We start from the raw sequence: 17872 nt of genomic DNA on the forward strand, positions 1-17872 counted from the left end.
TGGCGTGAGAGCCGTGAAAGTGCGAAGCATTCTCAACATGCGCCGCTAATCACTCTCATTGTCAAGATGCAATCGCGATGCGACGGGCGCATGGACGCATCGGCGGGGCCTTGCGGGGCCATGGCGGCGGCCCCGCAGCCCCGCGTTCATTTCACCAGGGGTTCGTAGCGGGCGTCGGTCAGCGTCTTCATGAAGGCGACCAGCGCCTTGATTCGGCGGTCATCGAGCGCCGGCCCCTCCTCCAGCTCCTTGATGGAGACGGTGGCGGCAACCTCCGGATTGCCCCAGGGCTTGCCGGTCTCCGGATTGATCTGGTCCGCCGGCTTGCGGCTGTTGTACTTGTTGTAGAAGCGGACGACGGTCTCCAGGTCCTTGAAGACGCCGTTGTGCATGTAGGGGCCGGTCACCGCGACGTTGCGCAGGGTCGGTGTCTTGAATTTCCCCTCGTAGGCCTTTTGGCCCTTCACGGCCGGATTCCCGGCCAGCCCGCGGTCGATGTGCGTCGCCGCCACGCCGTTGGCCGCCCGCAGCTCCGCGTTCACCGGCACGCCGATGTTGTGGTACTCGTAGTTGGTGAAGACCTCGTTCTTTGCCGCCGGCATCGCGTTCAGCTTGTGGCAGACGTTGCAGTTGGTGAACTGCTGCGAGAAGAACAGGGTCATCCCCAGCTCCTCCTCGCCGGTCATCTTGTATTCGCCGCGCAGATAGCGGTCGTACTTGGAATCGAAGGGCGAGAAGACGTCGGTCTTCTCGAAGGCGGCGATGCTGTCGGTCATCGCGTCGTAGGCGCGGTCGGCGTCGTCCAGAACCCCCGCGCCGTAGAGGGCGACGAAGCTCCGCGCGTAGTCGGCGTTCTCCTTCAGCCGCCCCTGCACCTCCGCCTTGGAGGCCATGGCCATCTCGGCGGGATTCAGCGGCGGCCCGCCGGCCTGCTCCTGGAGGGTGGCGGCGCGGCCGTCGTGGAACTGCCCGCCGAAGGGAACCCCGTTGGCCTTGAAGCCGAAGCGCGGGGAAAGATGGGCGTAGGCGGCGGTCGGCGCGTTGCGGTCGCCCAGCGACTTTCCGTCGGCCCCCAGCGACGCCGCGCCGCGCGGATCGGCGAAGCCGAATTCCGGGTTGTGGCAGGTCGCGCAGGACTGGCTGCGCGTGGAGGACAGGTTGGTGTCGAAGAACAGCGCCTTGCCCAGCTCGGCCTTGGCCTTCTGCACGTCAGCCGGATCGGCGGCCAAGCCGGAGCCACCAGCGATCAACAGGGCGCACAGCGCCGCGGCCGGCGCGACATATTTGCCGAACAATGACATCCTGACTCTCGCTCCTTGACGGCGGGGGCCCATGGCCGCAATCCATGGCAGGGGACCGCCGGCAGTATCCATGCCCTTCGGCCTGGATGATAGTTATTCTCATTATCACAAAGGTGCGACCTATTGCCACTGGTCGTAGAACCGGCGGGATTAACTCCCGGCCCCGTTCGTCCGGCTCCGTTCCCGGACGGACGATCCGGACCGGGCGCTCCGGCCTGACGGAAAAGGGTACCCCGACCCGGCTACCGACTCTGCTTCGCCAACCGGCGGGGTTGCCGCCATTCCGGAGTGAGGCAACACCACCCTCGGGACTCCAAATGCTCCGCGCGTCGCGAAGGGAGCGGCCGCCCCCGCACCGGCGCAACGCCGGCATAATCCGATAATCACTTCAAATTCTAATCATTTCCCTTCAAAGCAATCCGCCCGTCATTGGACTCCCATAGCGCGTTCTTCTCAGCGTTTCTTTGACGCGGCGCCTTTGCGCATGGCGATGCCCGCGCTTTGCCTGGAAGCGGTGCGGAAAGTTGCGTTTCGAATGGCAAAGACAACGGCGCAGGCCCGCCGGACTACCCCTATCGATAGGTTTATTAAAATGCCGGCCTTCGCCATCCTCAAATCACAGACGCCGTGCATTCCCTGAAAATCAGTAATCAATCCCCTCCGCTTCATCGCATTGAAGCGCAAACCCTTCGTATCGCAATTATCAACGGAGACAATCAATGACCCTGTTCGCCAACATCCGCGCCTTCCTTTCCCCGATCCAGGCCGCGACCAAGGATCGCAAGGGCATCACCGCCCTCGAATACGGTCTGGCGGCGGCCCTGGTCGCGCTGGTGATCATCGGCGGCGCCCGCACCTTCGGCACCAACGTCAGCACGCTGTTCACCGGCATCGGCACCACGGTCAGCGGCACCTCGACGACCATTCCGAAGTAAGCGCCGCACCCGCCCCGTCCCACGCAAAGCTCCCGCCATGGATACGATCGCGGTCCTCGATCCCCTCTCCCTGGCACTGCCCATGGCGGGGCTTGCGCTGGGCTGGGCGGCGGCGGACGACCTGTGCCGGCGCATCATCCCCGACACGGCGTCCGCCGTCCTCGCCACCCTCGGCCTCGCGCTTCCGCTCTGGCAGGGCGCCCCCTTTCCCTGGGCCAGCCTTGCCGCCGCCGCCACGCTCTTCCTCCTCCTGTGCGCCTTGCACGGGCGGGGCTGGCTCGGCGGCGGCGACGTGAAGCTGGCCTCGGCCATCCTGCTGCTGGTCGGGGTGGAGCGGGCCGCGTCCTTCGCGACCGCCACCGCGCTGGCCGGCGGAACGCTCTCCCTCCTCTATCTCGGCGGATGGCTCGCCCTGCGCAAGGCGCGCCCGGCGCGCCGGCTGCTGCGCCGCTTCGGCGGCCGGCCCGGCCCGGCCCGCATCCTGGGCCATCTCCTGGCGGCCGAGGCTCACCGCATCGCCACCCGCCATTCCGTGCCCTACGGCGTCGCCCTGGCCGCCGGCGGGCTCCTCACCCTCTCCAACCCCACCGGAGGAGCGGCATGGTTCTGAGAGTGCTATTCCTGTCCCTGCTGCTCGTCGGGCTGTCGCTGGTGGGCTACGTGTCCTTCTCGATGCTGCCGGCCCCGACCGCCGCCGTCGCGGTCCCGGCGCCCGCGGCGCCGATGGACTCCGTGCTGGTCGCCGCCCGTCCGATCTCCACCGGCATGCTGCTGCGCGCCGAGGATCTGCGCTGGGAGCCCTGGCCGCCGGGCCGTCTCGGCGACGGCTACATGGTGCGGGGCCGCGTCGCGGAAAGCGCCTACAGCGGCGCCGTCACCCGCCGCTCCTTCGCGGCGGGCGAGCCGATCATGGCCGGCCACATCGTGGCGCCGGGGGAGCGCGGCTTCCTCGCCGCCGTGCTGTCGCCGGGCAGCCGCGCCGTCTCGGTGGCGGTGGACGCGGTCAGCGCGACCGGCGGGCTGATCTGGCCCGGCGACCGGGTGGACCTGATCCTGACCCAGAATTTCGAATCCCAGGCGGGGCGCGACCTGCGCAGCCGGGCGGTCGGCGAGACCGTGCTCCAGAACCTGCGCGTCATCGCCATCGACCAGCAGCTCGGCGAGGCCGGCATGATGAAGACCGGGCCGGACGGGCGCGTTCCCCGCACCGTGACGCTGGAGGTCACCGCCCGCCAGAGCGAGACGGTCACCGTCGCCGCCGCGATGGGCAAGCTGTCGCTGGCGCTGCGCAGCCTGCTCGCCGACGAGACTCTCGCCGCCGCCGGGGCGGCGGAGCCCGCCTCCGCCCCCACCTGGGCCGAGGACGTGTCGCCCGCTCTGCGCCAGCTTCCCGCACCCCACAGCGCGGAGGCGCCCGCCGCGCGCCGCCCGGCGCTGCTCATCATCCGCGGCTCCAAGACGGAAACACTCGAACGCTGAACCGGCGCGCCGACCCAGGGGGGACGAATTCATGACGACGACCATCACAACCACCAGGGGCCGGGCCGCCGCCTGCCGGATCGCGGCCTTCAAGATCGTGGCGGCCCTCCTGGCCGGGCTGTTCGCGGCGCTGGCCGCGGCGCCCGCCCAGGCGCAGCAATCCCAATCCCAGCAGCGCCCCCGCGAGATCACGCTGGAGGTCGGCGGCGGGCAACCGGTGAACCTGCCGGCCCCGGCGGCCAGCGTCTTCACCTCCGCCCCCGAGATCGCCGATGTGCAGGCGTCCGGCCCGCAGGCCTTCTTCATCGTCGCCAAGACGCCGGGGCGGGCCAGCGTCTACGCCCTGTCGGCGGACAACAAGCCGCTCGCCTCCTTCAGCGTCGTCGTCACCATGCCCGTCGGCGACCTGCGCTCCAAGCTGGTCGCCCAGGTGCCCAACGCCGCCATCGACGTGCAGAGCACCGGCACCGGCATCACGCTGACCGGCACCGTCTCCTCCCCCGCCACGGCGCGGCAGATGGTCGAGCTGGCCGAGCGCTACGTCGGGCAGGGACAGACCGTCACCAACCGCCTGACCGTCGCCGCCCCCGCCCAGGTCAACCTGCGGGTCCGGGTCGCCGAGGTGTCGCGCCAGGTGACCAAGGAGCTGGGCGTCAACTTCGAGAGCATGTTCAACATCGGCTCCTTCGCCTTCGGGGTCGCCACCGGGCGGACCATCCTCGACGCCGCCGGCAATCTGATCCGCGCCGCAGCGCCGACCAACTCCATCGGCGGCAGCTACCGCTCCAGCAACGGGCGGGTGGACATCAACACGGTGGTGGACGCGCTGGCCGAGGACGGGCTGATCACCGTGCTGGCCGAGCCGAACCTGACCGCCCTGTCCGGCGAGACCGCCAGTTTCCTGGCCGGCGGCGAGTTCCCCATCCCGGTCGCCCAGTACGACCGCACCACCACCATCCAGTTCAAGAAGTACGGCGTCAGCCTGGACTTCACCCCAACCGTGCTGGGCGGCGGCCAGATCAGCATGCGCGTCCGCCCGGAGGTCAGCGAGCTGACCAACAACGGCGCCGTCGTGGTCGACTCCATCCGCATCCCCGGCCTGTCGGTGCGCCGCGCCGAGACCACCATTGAACTGGCCAGCGGGCAGAGCTTCGCCATCGCCGGCCTGCTCCAGAACAACACCTCGGCGACGCTGGACGCCGTGCCGGGGCTGGGCGACGTGCCGGTGCTGGGCGCGCTGTTCCACTCCAGCAAGTTCCGCCGCAACGAGACGGAGCTGGTCATCGTCGTGACCCCCTACCTCGTCCGCCCGGTGTCCGCCGCCAACGCGCTCTCCGCCCCGACCGACGGCTTCGTCGCGGCGACCGACGTGGAGCGCATCTTCCTGAACCGCGCCCAGAGCCTGCAGCCCCCGGCCGGCGGCAACAGCGCCTCCGGCGCCGCCCCGCTCGCCGCCCCGATGGCCATCGGGCCGGGCGCCGCCCGCCTGCACGGCGACGCCGGCTTCAGCCTCCAATGACCCCTTTCGCGGAGCACAGCGCCATGCCCAGAGCCATGCGAACGCCGATGCTGCTTCTGCCACTCCTCACGGGTCTGCTGGGCGGCTGCGCCGTGCCGCAGACGCCCCCGGCGATGCCCGCTGCCCAGACCCCCGCCGTGAAGGCGCTGAGCAACGCCGTCCCCTTCGCCATCGACCCGCGCAGCGGCGCCATCGCGGCGGAGGAGCGCGCCCGGGTGGTCCGCACGGTCGCCGGGCTCGGCCGCGACACCACCCCCCACGTGACGGTCACCGGCCCGCTGCTCGCCGCCCCGGCGCAGGCCGCCACCGTCGTCCTGCTGGGCGGCGCCGGGGTGCCGGCGGAGAACGTCACCTTCGCCCCCGACCAGACCGGCGCCCCGGCGCTCCAGGTGACCAGCTACGTCGCGCTGGCCCCGGACTGCGCGGCGTGGAGCGACATCTACAGCGGCTGGTACCAGAACAGCCCGACCGCGGCGCTGGGCTGCAGCAACCAGCGCAACCTCGCTTTGATGCTGGCCGACCCGCGCGACCTGATCCAGGGCCGCGACACCGTTCCCGCCGACGGCCAGCGCATGGCCGGCGCCGTCCAGCGCTACCGCGCCGACAAGGTGAAACCCTTCGTGAAGGGGAACAGCACCAGCGCCTTCCTGCTGGCCCCCGCCCTGAACGGAAGCCAGGAGGACCAATGAGCCTGCTCGCCACCCTGCTCGGCGAAGCGCCGTCGCCGGCCGACGCCGCCCGCGGCACCGGCCCCCGCCTGCTCGCCTACGTCGCCGACGCGGCCAGCGCCGCCCTGCTGACCCGCACCGCCCCGGCCCTGCTGCCCTGCGAGGTGCGGACCGGCGACATCCGCAGCGCCGCCCGCGATCTGGCGCGCCAGCGCTCCCCCGACCTGCTGCTCGTCGACCTGTCCGGCGTCGCCGAGCCGCTGACCGCCATGGAGGCGCTGGCCGGGGTCTGCGACCCGTCGGTGCGGGTCATCGCGGTCGGCGACAGCAACGACATCGGCCTCTACCGCGACCTGCGGCGGATCGGGGTCACCGACTACCTGTTCAAGCCGCTGTCCCGCGACCTGCTGGAGGGCGCGCTGCGAGCCGCTGGCGCCGGCGCCGCGGCGGACGAGGCGGCGGGCCGGCTGGGCAAGCTGGTGGCGGTGGTCGGCGCGCGCGGCGGCGTGGGCACGACCACGGTCGCGGTGCATCTCGGCTGCTGGCTGGCCGACGGGGCGCGCGGGCGCACGGCGCTGGTCGACCTCGACCTGCAGAACGGCACCGTGGCGCTGGCCCTCAACCTGCGGCCCGAGCCGGCGCTGCGCGAGGCGGTCGAGGCCCCCGACCGGGTGGACGACGTGTTCATGGAGCGCGCCATGATCGCCGCCTCCGACCGGCTGTCCGTCCTGGCGGCCGAGGAGCCGGTGGAGGACGTGATCGACATCGCGCCGACCGCCGCCCTGTCGGTGCTGAACCGGCTGCAGGCCCGCCACAACTACGTCGTCGTGGACGCCGGCCGCGCCCAGGGCGGGGCCGCCCGCGCCGCGCTGGAGGCCGCCTCCATCGCCGTGCTGGTCGGCGACGCCAGCGTCGCGGGCCTGCGCGATCTGGTGCGGCTGCGCGCCGCCATCGCGCGGCGGGCCGGCGGCGGGCGCCTGGTCACCGTTCTGAACCGGCGCGGCGCCCCCGGCGAGCTTCCCGCGGCGGACCTGATGCGCACGCTGGGCGAGCCGCCGGAGCACGCCCTGCCCTACCGCCCGGTGCCGCTGGCCGTCGCCGCGGGCGTCGGCGAGCCGGCCTTCCGCCACTGCCGCCGCTTCCGCGAGGCCATGGAGCGGCTGGGCGCCGACGTCGCCGGCCAGCCCGCCGCCCAGGACGGCCTGTTCCGCCGCTGGGTGCGGCGATGAGCACGCTGTTCGGCCGCAAGGCGGCCCCCCCCTCCCTGGCGGTCGCCGGCCCGCCGCCCGAGGAGCCGAAGACCGTCCCGGTCGCCGCGCCGGCGGCGTCCCCCGCCCCGCCGCCGCCGGCCGCGCTGCGCCCGGTCAACCGCTCGCTGAACGACATCCGGTCGCAGGTGCTGGCCCGCATCGACCCGGCATCCATCGCCGACATGCCGGCGGAGACGCTGCGCCCGCTGGTCGAGCGGCTGATCGACGACATCGCCACCACCAGCCGCAGCCAGCTGAACGGGCGCGAGCAGGCCACGCTGGCGACGGAGCTGGTCCACGACATGATCGGGCTGGGGCCGCTGGAACCGCTGCTGGCCGACGAGGCGATCACCGACATCATGGTCAACGGCCCGTCGCGCACCTTCGCCGAGCAGCGCGGCAAGCTGGTCGAGATGCCGGTGCGCTTCCGCGACGCCGGGCACCTGCTGAACATCGCGCAGCGCATCGCCTCGGCGGTCGGGCGGCGGGTGGACGAGTCCAGCCCGATGGTCGACGCCCGGCTGGCCGACGGCAGCCGCGTCAACATCGTGGTGCCGCCGCTGGCGCTCGACGGCGCCTGCATCTCCATCCGCAAGTTCGCCCGCCGCACCATCGGCTTCCGCGAGCTGGTGGAGTTCCGCAGCCTGTCCGAGCCGATGGCCCGCGCGCTGGAGATCATCGGGCGCTGCCGGCTGAACGTCATCATCTCCGGCGGCACCGGCTCGGGCAAGACGACGCTGCTCAACGCCATGTCCCGCCCCATCGAGGCGACGGAGCGCGTCATCACCATCGAGGACGCGGCCGAGCTTCAGCTCCAGCAGCCCCACGTCGTCCGGCTGGAGACGCGCCCGCCCAACCTGGAGGGCCAGGGGCAGGTGACGCAGCGCGACCTCGTCCGTAACGCGCTGCGCATGCGGCCCGACCGCATCATCATCGGCGAGGTGCGCGGGGCGGAGGCCTTCGACATGCTCCAGGCCATGAACACCGGCCATGACGGGTCGATGTCGACCATCCACGCCAACAACCCGCGCGACGCGCTGAGCCGCGTCGAGAACATGGTGCTGATGGCCGGCATGAACCTGCCCAGCCGGGCCATCCGCCAGCAGATCGCCGGGGCGGTCAACGTCATCGTCCAGGTCCAGCGCATGCGCGACGGCGTGCGCCGCATCACCCACGTCACCGAGCTGGTCGGCATGGAGGGCGACGTGATCCTGACCCAGGACCTCTTCACCTTCGAGTTCCGCGGCGAGAACCGCGACGGGATCCTGGAGGGGCGCTACGCCGCCACCGGCCTGCGCCCGCGCTTCGCCGAGCGGCTGGCCTATTTCGGGCAGGAGGCGGCCTGGAACGCCGCCACCGCCGGTCTGTAGCGGGAGAGGACACGCGATGGACCGCATCCAGGCCCTGCAGCTCGCCACCCTCCTCCTCGGCCTCGGGACGCTGCTGTTCGCCCTCTCCACCCTGCGCGCGTTCCGCCGCCGCACGGCGCTGCGCCGCCGGCTGGCCGCCCTGTCGGCCGAGGCGCGGGCGGTGGTGGAGGACGGCAGCCCCGACATCACCGGCGCGGGGGCCCTGACCCTCGCCGATCGGGTGAAGCGGCGCATGTCGCGCTTCTACGCGCGGCGCCAGACCGTCTATCTGCCGCCGGGCATCCGGCTGTGGCGGGCGCTTCTGTACGCCGTGATCGCCGCCGGCCTGTGCTGGTGGCTGGGCGGGCCGGTGATGGGCGACGCGGGCGCCACGACCGCCGCCGCCGTGGCCCTGCTGGTCACGCCGCGCCTCGTCTTCGCCGCCAGCCGCCGCAAAACGCTGGAGGCGCTGATGAATCAGCTTCCCGACGCGATCAGCCTCGTCGTCCGCGCCACACGCGCCGGCATCCCGGTGTCGGAAAGCCTGCGCATGGTCGGCAGCGAACTGTCCGAGCCGATCGCCCCGCTGTTCCGCCGCATCGTCGACGAGACGGCCATGGGCATCGACCTGGAAACCGTGCTGGCCCGCGCCGCCGCCAACGTCCGCCTGCCGGAGTTCCGCTTCTTCGTGGTCACTCTGCTGCTGCAGCGGGAGACCGGCGGCAACCTGACGGAGCCGCTGGAGAATCTGGCCGACATGATCCGCCAGCGCCGCCGCGTGCAGATGCGCACCCGCGCCCTGACCTCGGAGGCGCGCAGCTCCGCCGCGGTGCTGGCCGCCCTGCCCTTCCTGGCCGGCGGCGGCATGGCGATGCTGAACCCCGACTACGCGTGGCGGCTGATCGACGAGCCGAGCGGACAGACGATGCTGCTGGTGGCCGGCGGGCTTCTGCTGGTCGGCGTCGGCTCCATGCAGCTCCTCATCCGGAGGACCCTGTCATGAGCGGCGGCGTGATGGGCGGACTGATCCCGCCGCCGGTCCTTCTCGGCTTCGGCGTGCTGATGATCCTCACCGGGGTGGCCGGGCTGCGCTCCTGCGTGCTGCGCGAGCGGCTGCTGGCCCGGCTGGAGCGCCTGCGCGCCGGAACCGCGCCGTCCGCCGAGCCGGAGGCGGAGCGCCGGAGCCTGCTGAGCCGGGTCGGCGCCTGGCTGGCCCGCACGCCGCTGGTCGGGTCCGCCGACCGGGAGCGGATGCGCAAGAGCCTGATCGCCGCCGGTTACACCCAGCCCGGCCACCTCTATTCCCTGCTCGGCATCAAGCTGCTGTGCATCGGCGCCGGGATGGCGCTGGTCCCGGCGGCGGCGGGCGACCTGCTGTCCTCGCTCATCGGCGCGCCGGGTGCGGCGGCGCAGGTGGTGGCTGGCGCCCTGCTCGGCTGGCGGCTGCCCGATCTGGCGCTGGGCCGGATGCGCGACCGCCGGCTGGAGGAGGTGCGCAACGGCCTGCCCGACGCGCTCGACCTGCTGGTGATCTGCGGCGAGGCCGGCCTCGGCCTGGAAGCGGCGGTGGACCGCGTGGCCCGCGAGGTGGCGACCGCCTACCCGGCGCTGAGCGCCGAGCTGTCGGCCACCGCGGCGGAGATGCGCGTGCTGTCCGACCGCGGCGGCGCGCTCAACAACCTGGCCGCCCGGCTGGACATGGAGGGCGTGCGCGGCATGGCGACGACGCTGATCCAGGCCATGCGCTACGGCACGCCGCTGGCCCAGGCGCTGCGCGTCCTGGCCGGGGAGATGCGCGCCCAGCGCCTCGCCCGGTTCGAGGAGAAGGCGGCCCGCCTGCCGGTGCTGCTGACCCTGCCCATGGTGGTCTTCATCCTGCCCTGCGTCTTCATCGTCGTCGGCGGCCCCGCCATGCTCGACGTCTCGCGCAGCTTCGACAGCGCCGGCAACAGCCAGCAAACCCATTCCACCCCGTCCCCCTCCACCCCGTCCCACAGCCAGACCAAGGGAGGTCAGCCATGATCGCCACCCCGTCCCTCCTCCCGTCCAGCAAGCACCCGACCCGCAAGCGCCTCTCCGGTCTGGGCCGCGCCGCGGCGGCCGCCCTCCTGCTGCTGTCGGTCAGCGCCTGCGCCTCGGCGCCGGGCGGCGGACCGGTGGGGTCGAAGAGCGGCCCGACCGCCAACGCCACGCTGGACGACAAGGCGCGCGTGCAGCTCCGCCTCGCCCGCGCCGCCCAGGAGGCGGGCAACACCGGTTCCGCCGTGCGCTTCTACCGCGCGGTGCTGGATCAGGCGCCGGGCCATGTCGGCGCCCTGCTCGGGTTGGGCGAAACCCTGTCGGAGAGCGGGTCCGCCTCCGACGCGGTGGTCGAGCTTCAGAAGGCCGCCGCCGCGGTGCCCGACAATGTGGAGGTGCAGACGGCGCTGGGCCGCGCGCTGATCCGCGCCAACCGCCCCGCCGACGCGCTCAACCGCTTCGACGCCCTGCTCCGCCGCAATGACGACGACCTGCGCGCCCGTCTGAACCGCGGCGTCGCCCTCGACCTCGCCGGGCGGCACGCGGAGGCCCAGGGCGAATACCGCCACGTCCTGAAGACGGAGCCGAACAACGCGGCGGCCATAGCCAACCTCGGCCTGTCGCTGGCGCTGAACGGCAGCGCGGAGGGTGTGGCGATCCTGGAAGGGCTGGTCCAGGGCGGGGTCGATTCCCCCCGCGTGCGCCAGAACCTCGCGCTGGCCTACGGCCTGAAGGGCGATCTGGAGGCGGCGGCCCGCGTGGCCCGGCTCGACCTCGACGACGCCAACGTGCGCTCCAACCTGGCCTTCTACGAGACGGCGCGCCAGTTCGTCGCCTTCAAACCGTGAGGCGGCCCCATGCGCAGCCGCAGCCGCCCTCTTCCCGGCCCTCGCCTCCCGCGTGACCGCCGGGGTCTGACCACGCTGGAACTGGCGATCGTCTCCCCGGCGCTGATCGCGGGCATGATCGCGCTGGCCGAGGTGTCCTATTCGCTGACCGTGGACGGTCTGCTCAACCACGCCGCCCGCGCCGCCGCCCGCAGCGGCTTCACCGGGGAGCTGGCGACCGGCTTCGCCGACCGCCGCGCCCAGGTCTGCGACACGGTGTACCGCTTGACCAGCCGGGTGCTCGACCAGAGCCGCCTGTCGGTGCGCAGCCACAGCTACGCCTCCTTCACCACGCTGAGCCAGGTGAACGGCGGGGTTCCGCCCTCCACCTCGCTCACCGACCTGAACTGCAGCTCCACCGACTGGGACGCCAACCAGACCGGGACGGCGCTGGGCGGCAGCGGGCAGGTCGTCGTCTACACGCTGCGCTACACCCAGCCGGTGCTGACCGGGCTGGGAGCCACGGTCCTGGGACGGGCGGAGCTGATCCACGAGGCCCGGCTGGCGGTGCGCAACGAACCCTTCATGGTGGGGGAGTGACCGGCATGGCGACACCTGTCCCGAAATCCCGACTCCGGCCCCTGCCGCGCGACCGTCGCGGCGTCGCGGCGCTGGAAATGGCGCTTCTGGCGCCCGTCCTTCTCGTGCTGGTCACGGCCACGGTGGACGTGGTGCGCTACGTCAGCATCACCCTGACGCTGAACCGCACCGCCGCCAACGTCAGCGACATCGCCACCCAGTTCGACAAGCTGCGCGCCGGCATGACCGTGGTGAAGGGGAACGAGGTCGGCGTGCTGTTCCTCGCCGCGACGGAGGTCGCCCAGCCCCTGGACCTGATGGCCGGCGGGCAGGTGATCGTCACCTCGGTCGCCAACATGGGCCAGGGATCGCGGGTGATGTGGCAGGAACGGGCCGGCACCGGCTCCGCCATCAGCCACTACGGCGCCACGGGCGGGGCCGCCACGCTGCCGCCCGGCTTCACCCAGCAGCCCGGCGACAACGCCATCTTCACCGAACTGTTCTACCGCTTCACCCCCTATCTGCTGAGCGGACCGTGGCTCGGCGAAGCCGGAACCTCCACGACGCTCTACGCCAGCGCCGTCTACCAGCCCCGGCTCGGCACGCTCACCACGCTGGAGACCGGGCCATGAGGACAGCCTTCACGCTTGCGGGCCGCCTGCTCGCCTCTTTGGGAAAGGTGCGGCGGGACCGCCGGGGCGCCACCGCGCTGATGTTCGCCGCCGCCGCGGTGCCCTTGCTGGGCATGGTTGGGCTGGCGGTGGATTACGGGCGGGCCTTCCTCGTGCAGTCGCGGCTCCAGACCGCCATCGACGCCGGGGCGCTGGCCGCCGGAAAGATGCTGAACTCCACGGCGGACGCCCAGAGCGACATCGCCATGTTCGTCGCGGCCAACCTGCCGCCGGGCTTCCTGGGGGCGGCCATCGGCACGCCGGCGGTGACGCTGGACCAGACGAACCAGCGCGTCGGCGTGTCGGTGACCGCCACCCTGCCGACGACCTTCCTACGGGTCCTGCAGGTGAACGAGCTGACCATTTCGGTCACCAACCAGGTGCAGCGCGCCAACGCCGGGCTGGAGCTGGCGCTGGTGCTCGACGTCACCGGCTCCATGGCGACCAACAACCGCATCGGGGAGCTGCGCAGCGCCGCCACCGACCTCGTCAACATCCTGTTCGGGCCGGGCAGCACGCCGCCGAAGAACCTGTGGGTCTCCATCGCCCCCTACGCGGCGGAGGTCAACCTCGGCAAGACCCGCACCAACTGGCTGGCGGCTGGCAGCTACGACGCCGCCAAATGGGCTTCCCAGGGCTGGCGCGGCTGCGTCCTGGCCCGCACCCAGCCGCAGGACCAGACCGACGCCCCGCCGGCCTCCGCGCCCTTCAAGCCCTTCTGGTACCCGAACAACCAGTACAGCGGGACCAACAACGACAACCCCTGGACCCCCACGAACATCACCGACGACGGCACCTACCGCCAAACCAACGACATGGCCGGGCCGAACCTCGGCTGCCCGCCCCCGATCATGCCGCTGACCAACGACCGTTCGGCGCTGCTCGCCAAGATCGCCGGCCTGAAGCCGGTGAACCGCGGCGGCACCATGGCGAACCAAGGGCTGCAGGCCGGATGGTTCACCCTGTCGCCGAAGTGGCGCGGCCTGTGGGGCGGCACGACGCCGGACACGCTGCCGCTCGATTACGGGACACCCGACATGTCGAAGGCGGTCGTCCTGTTGACCGACGGCAACAACGAGTGGTTCAAGTACAAGCCGCAGGGCGACTACACCAGCTACCAGCGCCTCAGCGACGGGCTGCTGGGCACCACCAACACCAACCAGGTGACGACGGCGATCGACAACCGCATGCTGACGCTGTGCAGCAACATGAAGGCGGCGGGGATCACCCTCTTCACCATCACCGTCGGCGACAGCGCCAGCAGCGCCACCCGCACCCTCTACGAAAGCTGCGCCTCGCCCGGCCCCAACCACTATTTCGACAGTCCCACGCCGGCGGACCTGCAGACGGTGTTCCGCACCATCGCTGGCCAGCTCAGCAACCTGCGCATCATCCGCTAAGGATTTGGCGCTGAGGATCTGGCGCTGAACGGCGGGCGGTATGGCCAGGGGCGGTATGGCGGAGACAGCGGTTTATGACCTATTGCGCATTGGTCCACCGCCGCCCGATGGGCTAGAGGATTCAGGACCGTGCAGACAAGAGGCCCGCCCGTCATGTCCCAGACCTTCCATGTGATCGTTGCCGAGGACGACCCCGTCGTCGCGGTCACCATTGCCGAAACCCTGGAGGAGCGCGGCTTCCGCGTGACCATCGGGCGCAACGGGTTCGATGCCTTCAAGATCGACCAGAACGATCCCGCCGACATCCTGATCACCGATCTGCGCATGCCGCATTTCGACGGCACCAGCCTGATCGCCCGCATGCAGGAGCAGCGCCCGGAACTGCCCATCCTGGTGACCACCGGCTACAGCGACAACCTGCCCAAGGAGGAACCGGGCCAGCTTTCCGTCGTCCAGAAGCCCTTCTCCGAGGACAGCATCGTCCGGGCGGTGCAGAGCCTGCTCGGGGTCGCCTGAACGGCGGTGAAAAAAAAACTTCGCCGCCCGGTGAAGTTCCTGCTTGCGCTCCGCCGCTGGGAGCCGTATAAGCCGGCCTCCGTTCCGGATTAGCTCAGTCGGTAGAGCAGCGGACTGTTAATCCGCGTGTCGCTGGTTCGAGTCCAGCATCCGGAGCCATATTGCGGGTGTAGCTCAGTTGGTTAGAGCGCCGGCCTGTCACGCCGGAGGCCGCGGGTTCAAGTCCCGTCACTCGCGCCACATTGCGGGCGTAGCTCAGGGGTAGAGCACAACCTTGCCAAGGTTGGGGTCGAGGGTTCGAATCCCTTCGCCCGCTCCAGTTTTGGGGCACGACAGTGTCTTCGGGGGCCGCTTGTTCATCAAGCGGCCCCTTGTCATTTTCAACCGCTACGACGCCCCCACTCAGCCGAAATAGGCCTCCGACGTTACACCCAGCCTCCGCTTGAACAGAGCGATGAAGGCAAGCGTCGGCCCTGGCTTCGTCTCGACCTTAAGCATCGTCCGTCGACTGCGGCGTGAATGGGCTGCCGGCGCTGTTCGCCCCTGTTGTGGAGTCCCGATATTCCAGGGCAGGATATGGGTGATGCGGTGGCCGGATGATCTGCGCTGCAGCCGCGCACATGGCGCAGGCCGGCCGGTGGATGGAATTCGCCGAGCTTAACCGATATGGTGATGTGGTTTGCCGCAGCGCGATCACCAAACACGAAAAAGCCAGCAATCCGTGAGGATTGCTGGCTGATTTGGTTGCGGGGGCAGGATTTGAACCTGCGACCTTCAGGTTATGAGCCTGACGAGCTACCGGGCTGCTCCACCCCGCGGGTGTTCCTGGGCCAGGGACCGTGTGCGACGATTGTCAAGCGTGTTTGAGCCCTTCTGCGTCCGCGTCCGGTGTGGTGTGGCGTGTGCCGTGGTGACCTGGCGGCGACCTACTCTCCCACGTCTTAAGACGCAGTACCATCGGCGCTGAGGCGTTTCACGGCCGAGTTCGGAATGGGATCGGGTGTTGGGAGCCTCGCCATGACCACCAGGTCACCAAGGCACACGCGAACCATCCGGACGGGGACGGCAGAGGGGTATCGTTGATCGAGGACATGTTTGCGTTCTTGCGGTGTTGGCTCGTTGCGTCCAGGGCTTGCCGCTGCGCGCGGGCCGCCACTGGGAAGGATCAAGCCGATCGAGCGATTAGTAAGGCTCAGCTTCAGGCGTTGCCGCCCGTCCACATGCCTCCTATCGACGTGATGGTCTGTCACGGCTCTCAAGGGAGTTCTGGTTTAGAGGTGGGTTTCCCGCTTAGATGCTTTCAGCGGTTATCCCGTCCATACTTAGCTACCCGGCCATGCCACTGGCGTGACAACCGGTGCACCAGAGGTATGTCCATCCCGGTCCTCTCGTACTAGGGACAGATCCTCGCAAAACTCCGACACCCACGGCAGATAGGGACCGAACTGTCTCACGACGTTCTAAACCCAGCTCACGTACCACTTTAATCGGCGAACAGCCGAACCCTTGGGACCTGCTCCAGCCCCAGGATGTGATGAGCCGACATCGAGGTGCCAAACGACTCCGTCGATATGGACTCTTGGGAGTCATCAGCCTGTTATCCCCGGCGTACCTTTTATCCGTTGAGCGATGGCCCGTCCACATGGAACCACCGGATCACTATGGCCGACTTTCGTCTCTGCTCGACTTGTCTGTCTTGCAGTCAGGCGGGCTTATGCCATTGCACTCGACGAGCGATTTCCGACCGCTCTGAGCCCACCATCGCGCGCCTCCGTTACGCTTTGGGAGGCGACCGCCCCAGTCAAACTACCCGCCATGCAGGGTCCCGGCTCCGGATGAACGGAGCGCGGTTAGATGCCAGAGACCTCAAGGGTGGTATTTCAAGGATGGCTCCACCCGAGCTGGCGCCCGGGCTTCCTAGCCTCCCACCTATCCTACACATGAGATCCCTAGCACCACTGCAAAGCTGTAGTAAAGGTGCACGGGGTCTTTCCGTCTGACCGCGGGTACTCCGCATCTTCACGGAGAGTTCAATTTCGCTGAGTTGGTGTTGGAGACAGCGGGGAAGTCGTTACGCCATTCGTGCAGGTCGGAACTTACCCGACAAGGAATTTCGCTACCTTAGGACCGTTATAGTTACGGCCGCCGTTTACCGGGGCTTCAATTCGGAGCGTGAACCCCTCCTCTTAACCTTCCGGCACCGGGCAGGCGTCAGACCCTATACGTCGCCTTGTACGGCTTCGCAGAGCCCTGTGTTTTTAGTAAACAGTCGCCACCCCCTGGTCTGTGCCCCCGCCATGGCTTGCGCCACAACGGGGCCCTCTTCTTCCGAAGTTACGAGGGCAATTTGCCGAGTTCCTTCAACACCATTCTCTCAAGCGCCTGGGTATGCTCTACCAGTCCACCTGTGTCGGTTTGGGGTACGGTCTGATGCGGGGGCTGTTTCCTGGAACGGGTCCCCAGCCGGGCCAATCCGATAAGGCCCGACACGCTTTCCCATTCGTCACACACCCGCTGGCCCACGACTATTAACGTGGTTCCCATCGACTACGCCTTTCGGCCTCGCCTTAGGGGCCGGCTCACCCTGCGTGGATTAACCTTGCGCAGGAACCCTTGGACTTTCGGCGACAGTGTTTCTCACACTGTTTGTCGCTACTCATGTCAGCATTCTCACTTCCGATACCTCCAGGCGGCCTCACGGACACCCTTCGCAGGCTTACGGAACGCTCCGCTACCACGTGATCAGAGATCACATCCGCAGCTTCGGTACACGGCTTGAGCCCCGATACATTTTCGGCGCAGGCCGGCTTAACTAGACCAGTGAGCTATTACGCTTTCTTTAAAGGATGGCTGCTTCTAAGCCAACCTCCTGGTTGTCATGGCCTTCCCACATCCTTTCCCACTTAGCCGTGATTTGGGGACCTTAGCTGGCGGTCTGGGCTGTTTCCCTCTCGACGATGGACCTTAGCACCCACCGTCTGTCTGCCGGGCTGTGCTCCACGGTATTCGGAGTTTGGTTAGGTTTGGTAAGCCGCGAGGCCCCCTAGCCCATCCAGTGCTCTACCCCCGTGGGCAATCGCCCGACGCGCTACCTAAATAGCTTTCGCGGAGAACCAGCTATTTCCCGGTTTGATTGGCCTTTCACCCCTAGCCACAGGTCATCTCCGACTTTTTCAACAGGCGTGAGTTCGGTCCTCCAGTGCGTGTTACCGCACCTTCAACCTGCCCATGGCTAGATCACCGGGTTTCGGGTCTACAGCAAGCAACTCACGCGCCCTGTTCAGACTCGCTTTCGCTGCGCCTCCGGCTATCGCCTTAAGCTCGCTGCTTACTGTAAGTCGCTGACCCATTATACAAAA

Annotated in this window: 15 protein-coding genes, 4 tRNA genes and 2 rRNA genes (1 of these 21 only partly in view); 17 read left to right on the forward strand and 4 right to left on the reverse strand. The window is 69.3% G+C overall.

Annotation, left to right across the window (positions count from 1 at the left end; translation table 11 throughout):
* Nucleotides 1–146: 146 nt before the first annotated feature.
* On the reverse strand, nucleotides 147–1301 hold the full coding sequence (locus ABVN73_RS26435) for a cytochrome c peroxidase (RefSeq protein ID WP_353861560.1): 1155 nt from the start codon (nucleotides 1299–1301) through the stop codon (nucleotides 147–149).
* Nucleotides 1302–2020: 719 nt separating this feature from the next.
* On the opposite strand from ABVN73_RS26435, the gene ABVN73_RS26440 reads away from it, so the two are divergent.
* The 17 genes from ABVN73_RS26440 (at nucleotide 2021) to ABVN73_RS26520 (ending at nucleotide 14832) form a co-directional block, all read left to right on the forward strand.
* Nucleotides 2021–2236, forward strand: a complete 216-nt coding sequence (locus ABVN73_RS26440; protein WP_353861561.1) for a Flp family type IVb pilin — start codon at nucleotides 2021–2023, stop codon at nucleotides 2234–2236.
* Between the two features lie 37 nt (nucleotides 2237–2273).
* Nucleotides 2274–2846, forward strand: coding sequence for a prepilin peptidase (locus ABVN73_RS26445; RefSeq protein WP_353861562.1), 573 nt, complete (start codon nucleotides 2274–2276; stop codon nucleotides 2844–2846).
* Entirely contained in the window at nucleotides 2837–3715 is an 879-nt protein-coding gene (cpaB, locus tag ABVN73_RS26450) for a Flp pilus assembly protein CpaB (protein ID WP_353861563.1), read from the forward strand. Before ABVN73_RS26445 ends, cpaB begins: the two co-directional genes overlap by 10 nt.
* 31 nt (nucleotides 3716–3746) lie before the next feature.
* Entirely contained in the window at nucleotides 3747–5234 is a 1488-nt protein-coding gene (locus tag ABVN73_RS26455; RefSeq protein WP_353861564.1) for a type II and III secretion system protein family protein, read from the forward strand.
* A gap of 23 nt (nucleotides 5235–5257) precedes the next feature.
* Complete coding sequence (locus tag ABVN73_RS26460) at nucleotides 5258–5923, forward strand: CpaD family pilus assembly lipoprotein (RefSeq protein WP_353861565.1); 666 nt, start codon at nucleotides 5258–5260, stop codon at nucleotides 5921–5923.
* Nucleotides 5920–7131 carry an AAA family ATPase gene (locus ABVN73_RS26465; protein WP_353861566.1) on the forward strand — a complete coding sequence of 404 codons (1212 nt, stop codon included), beginning with the start codon at nucleotides 5920–5922 and terminating at the stop codon, nucleotides 7129–7131. The genes ABVN73_RS26460 and ABVN73_RS26465 overlap by 4 nt, the downstream gene beginning before the upstream one ends.
* The gene (locus ABVN73_RS26470; RefSeq protein ID WP_353861567.1) at nucleotides 7128–8522 is read left to right on the forward strand and encodes a CpaF family protein; all 1395 of its coding nucleotides are present in this window, start codon (nucleotides 7128–7130) and stop codon (nucleotides 8520–8522) included. The genes ABVN73_RS26465 and ABVN73_RS26470 overlap by 4 nt, the downstream gene beginning before the upstream one ends.
* Before the next feature lie 16 nt (nucleotides 8523–8538).
* Nucleotides 8539–9504: a type II secretion system F family protein gene (locus tag ABVN73_RS26475; protein WP_353861568.1), complete on the forward strand. Its 966-nt coding sequence runs from the start codon at nucleotides 8539–8541 to the stop codon at nucleotides 9502–9504.
* Nucleotides 9501–10523, forward strand: coding sequence for a type II secretion system F family protein (locus tag ABVN73_RS26480; RefSeq protein WP_353861569.1), 1023 nt, complete (start codon nucleotides 9501–9503; stop codon nucleotides 10521–10523). Before ABVN73_RS26475 ends, ABVN73_RS26480 begins: the two co-directional genes overlap by 4 nt.
* The gene (locus tag ABVN73_RS26485; protein WP_353861570.1) at nucleotides 10520–11368 is read left to right on the forward strand and encodes a tetratricopeptide repeat protein; all 849 of its coding nucleotides are present in this window, start codon (nucleotides 10520–10522) and stop codon (nucleotides 11366–11368) included. Before ABVN73_RS26480 ends, ABVN73_RS26485 begins: the two co-directional genes overlap by 4 nt.
* A 9-nt stretch (nucleotides 11369–11377) precedes the next feature.
* Entirely contained in the window at nucleotides 11378–11947 is a 570-nt protein-coding gene (locus ABVN73_RS26490; protein WP_353861571.1) for a TadE family protein, read from the forward strand.
* 5 nt (nucleotides 11948–11952) lie between these two features.
* Entirely contained in the window at nucleotides 11953–12558 is a 606-nt protein-coding gene (locus ABVN73_RS26495; RefSeq protein WP_353861572.1) for a TadE/TadG family type IV pilus assembly protein, read from the forward strand.
* On the forward strand, nucleotides 12555–13997 hold the full coding sequence (locus tag ABVN73_RS26500) for a TadE/TadG family type IV pilus assembly protein (protein WP_353861573.1): 1443 nt from the start codon (nucleotides 12555–12557) through the stop codon (nucleotides 13995–13997). Before ABVN73_RS26495 ends, ABVN73_RS26500 begins: the two co-directional genes overlap by 4 nt.
* A 153-nt stretch (nucleotides 13998–14150) precedes the next feature.
* Entirely contained in the window at nucleotides 14151–14513 is a 363-nt protein-coding gene (locus ABVN73_RS26505) for a response regulator (RefSeq protein WP_014200077.1), read from the forward strand.
* An 83-nt stretch (nucleotides 14514–14596) separates the two neighbouring features.
* Nucleotides 14597–14672 (forward strand) — tRNA-Asn (locus tag ABVN73_RS26510).
* 4 nt (nucleotides 14673–14676) lie between these two features.
* Nucleotides 14677–14753: transfer RNA gene (locus tag ABVN73_RS26515), tRNA-Asp, on the forward strand.
* Nucleotides 14754–14757: 4 nt separating this feature from the next.
* A tRNA-Gly gene (locus tag ABVN73_RS26520) sits at nucleotides 14758–14832 on the forward strand.
* 422 nt (nucleotides 14833–15254) lie between these two features.
* On the opposite strand, the gene ABVN73_RS26525 is transcribed toward ABVN73_RS26520, so the two are convergent.
* The 3 genes from ABVN73_RS26525 to ABVN73_RS26535 all read right to left on the reverse strand — a co-directional run.
* Nucleotides 15255–15331 (reverse strand) — tRNA-Met (locus tag ABVN73_RS26525).
* A gap of 95 nt (nucleotides 15332–15426) precedes the next feature.
* Nucleotides 15427–15542: ribosomal RNA gene (rrf, locus tag ABVN73_RS26530) — 5S ribosomal RNA — on the reverse strand.
* Between the two features lie 132 nt (nucleotides 15543–15674).
* Nucleotides 15675–17872: ribosomal RNA gene (locus tag ABVN73_RS26535) — 23S ribosomal RNA — on the reverse strand (it continues 548 nt past the right edge of the window).

Origin of the sequence: Azospirillum formosense, assembly GCF_040500525.1 — a bacterium.
Classification (GTDB): Bacteria; Pseudomonadota; Alphaproteobacteria; order Azospirillales; family Azospirillaceae; genus Azospirillum; species Azospirillum formosense_A.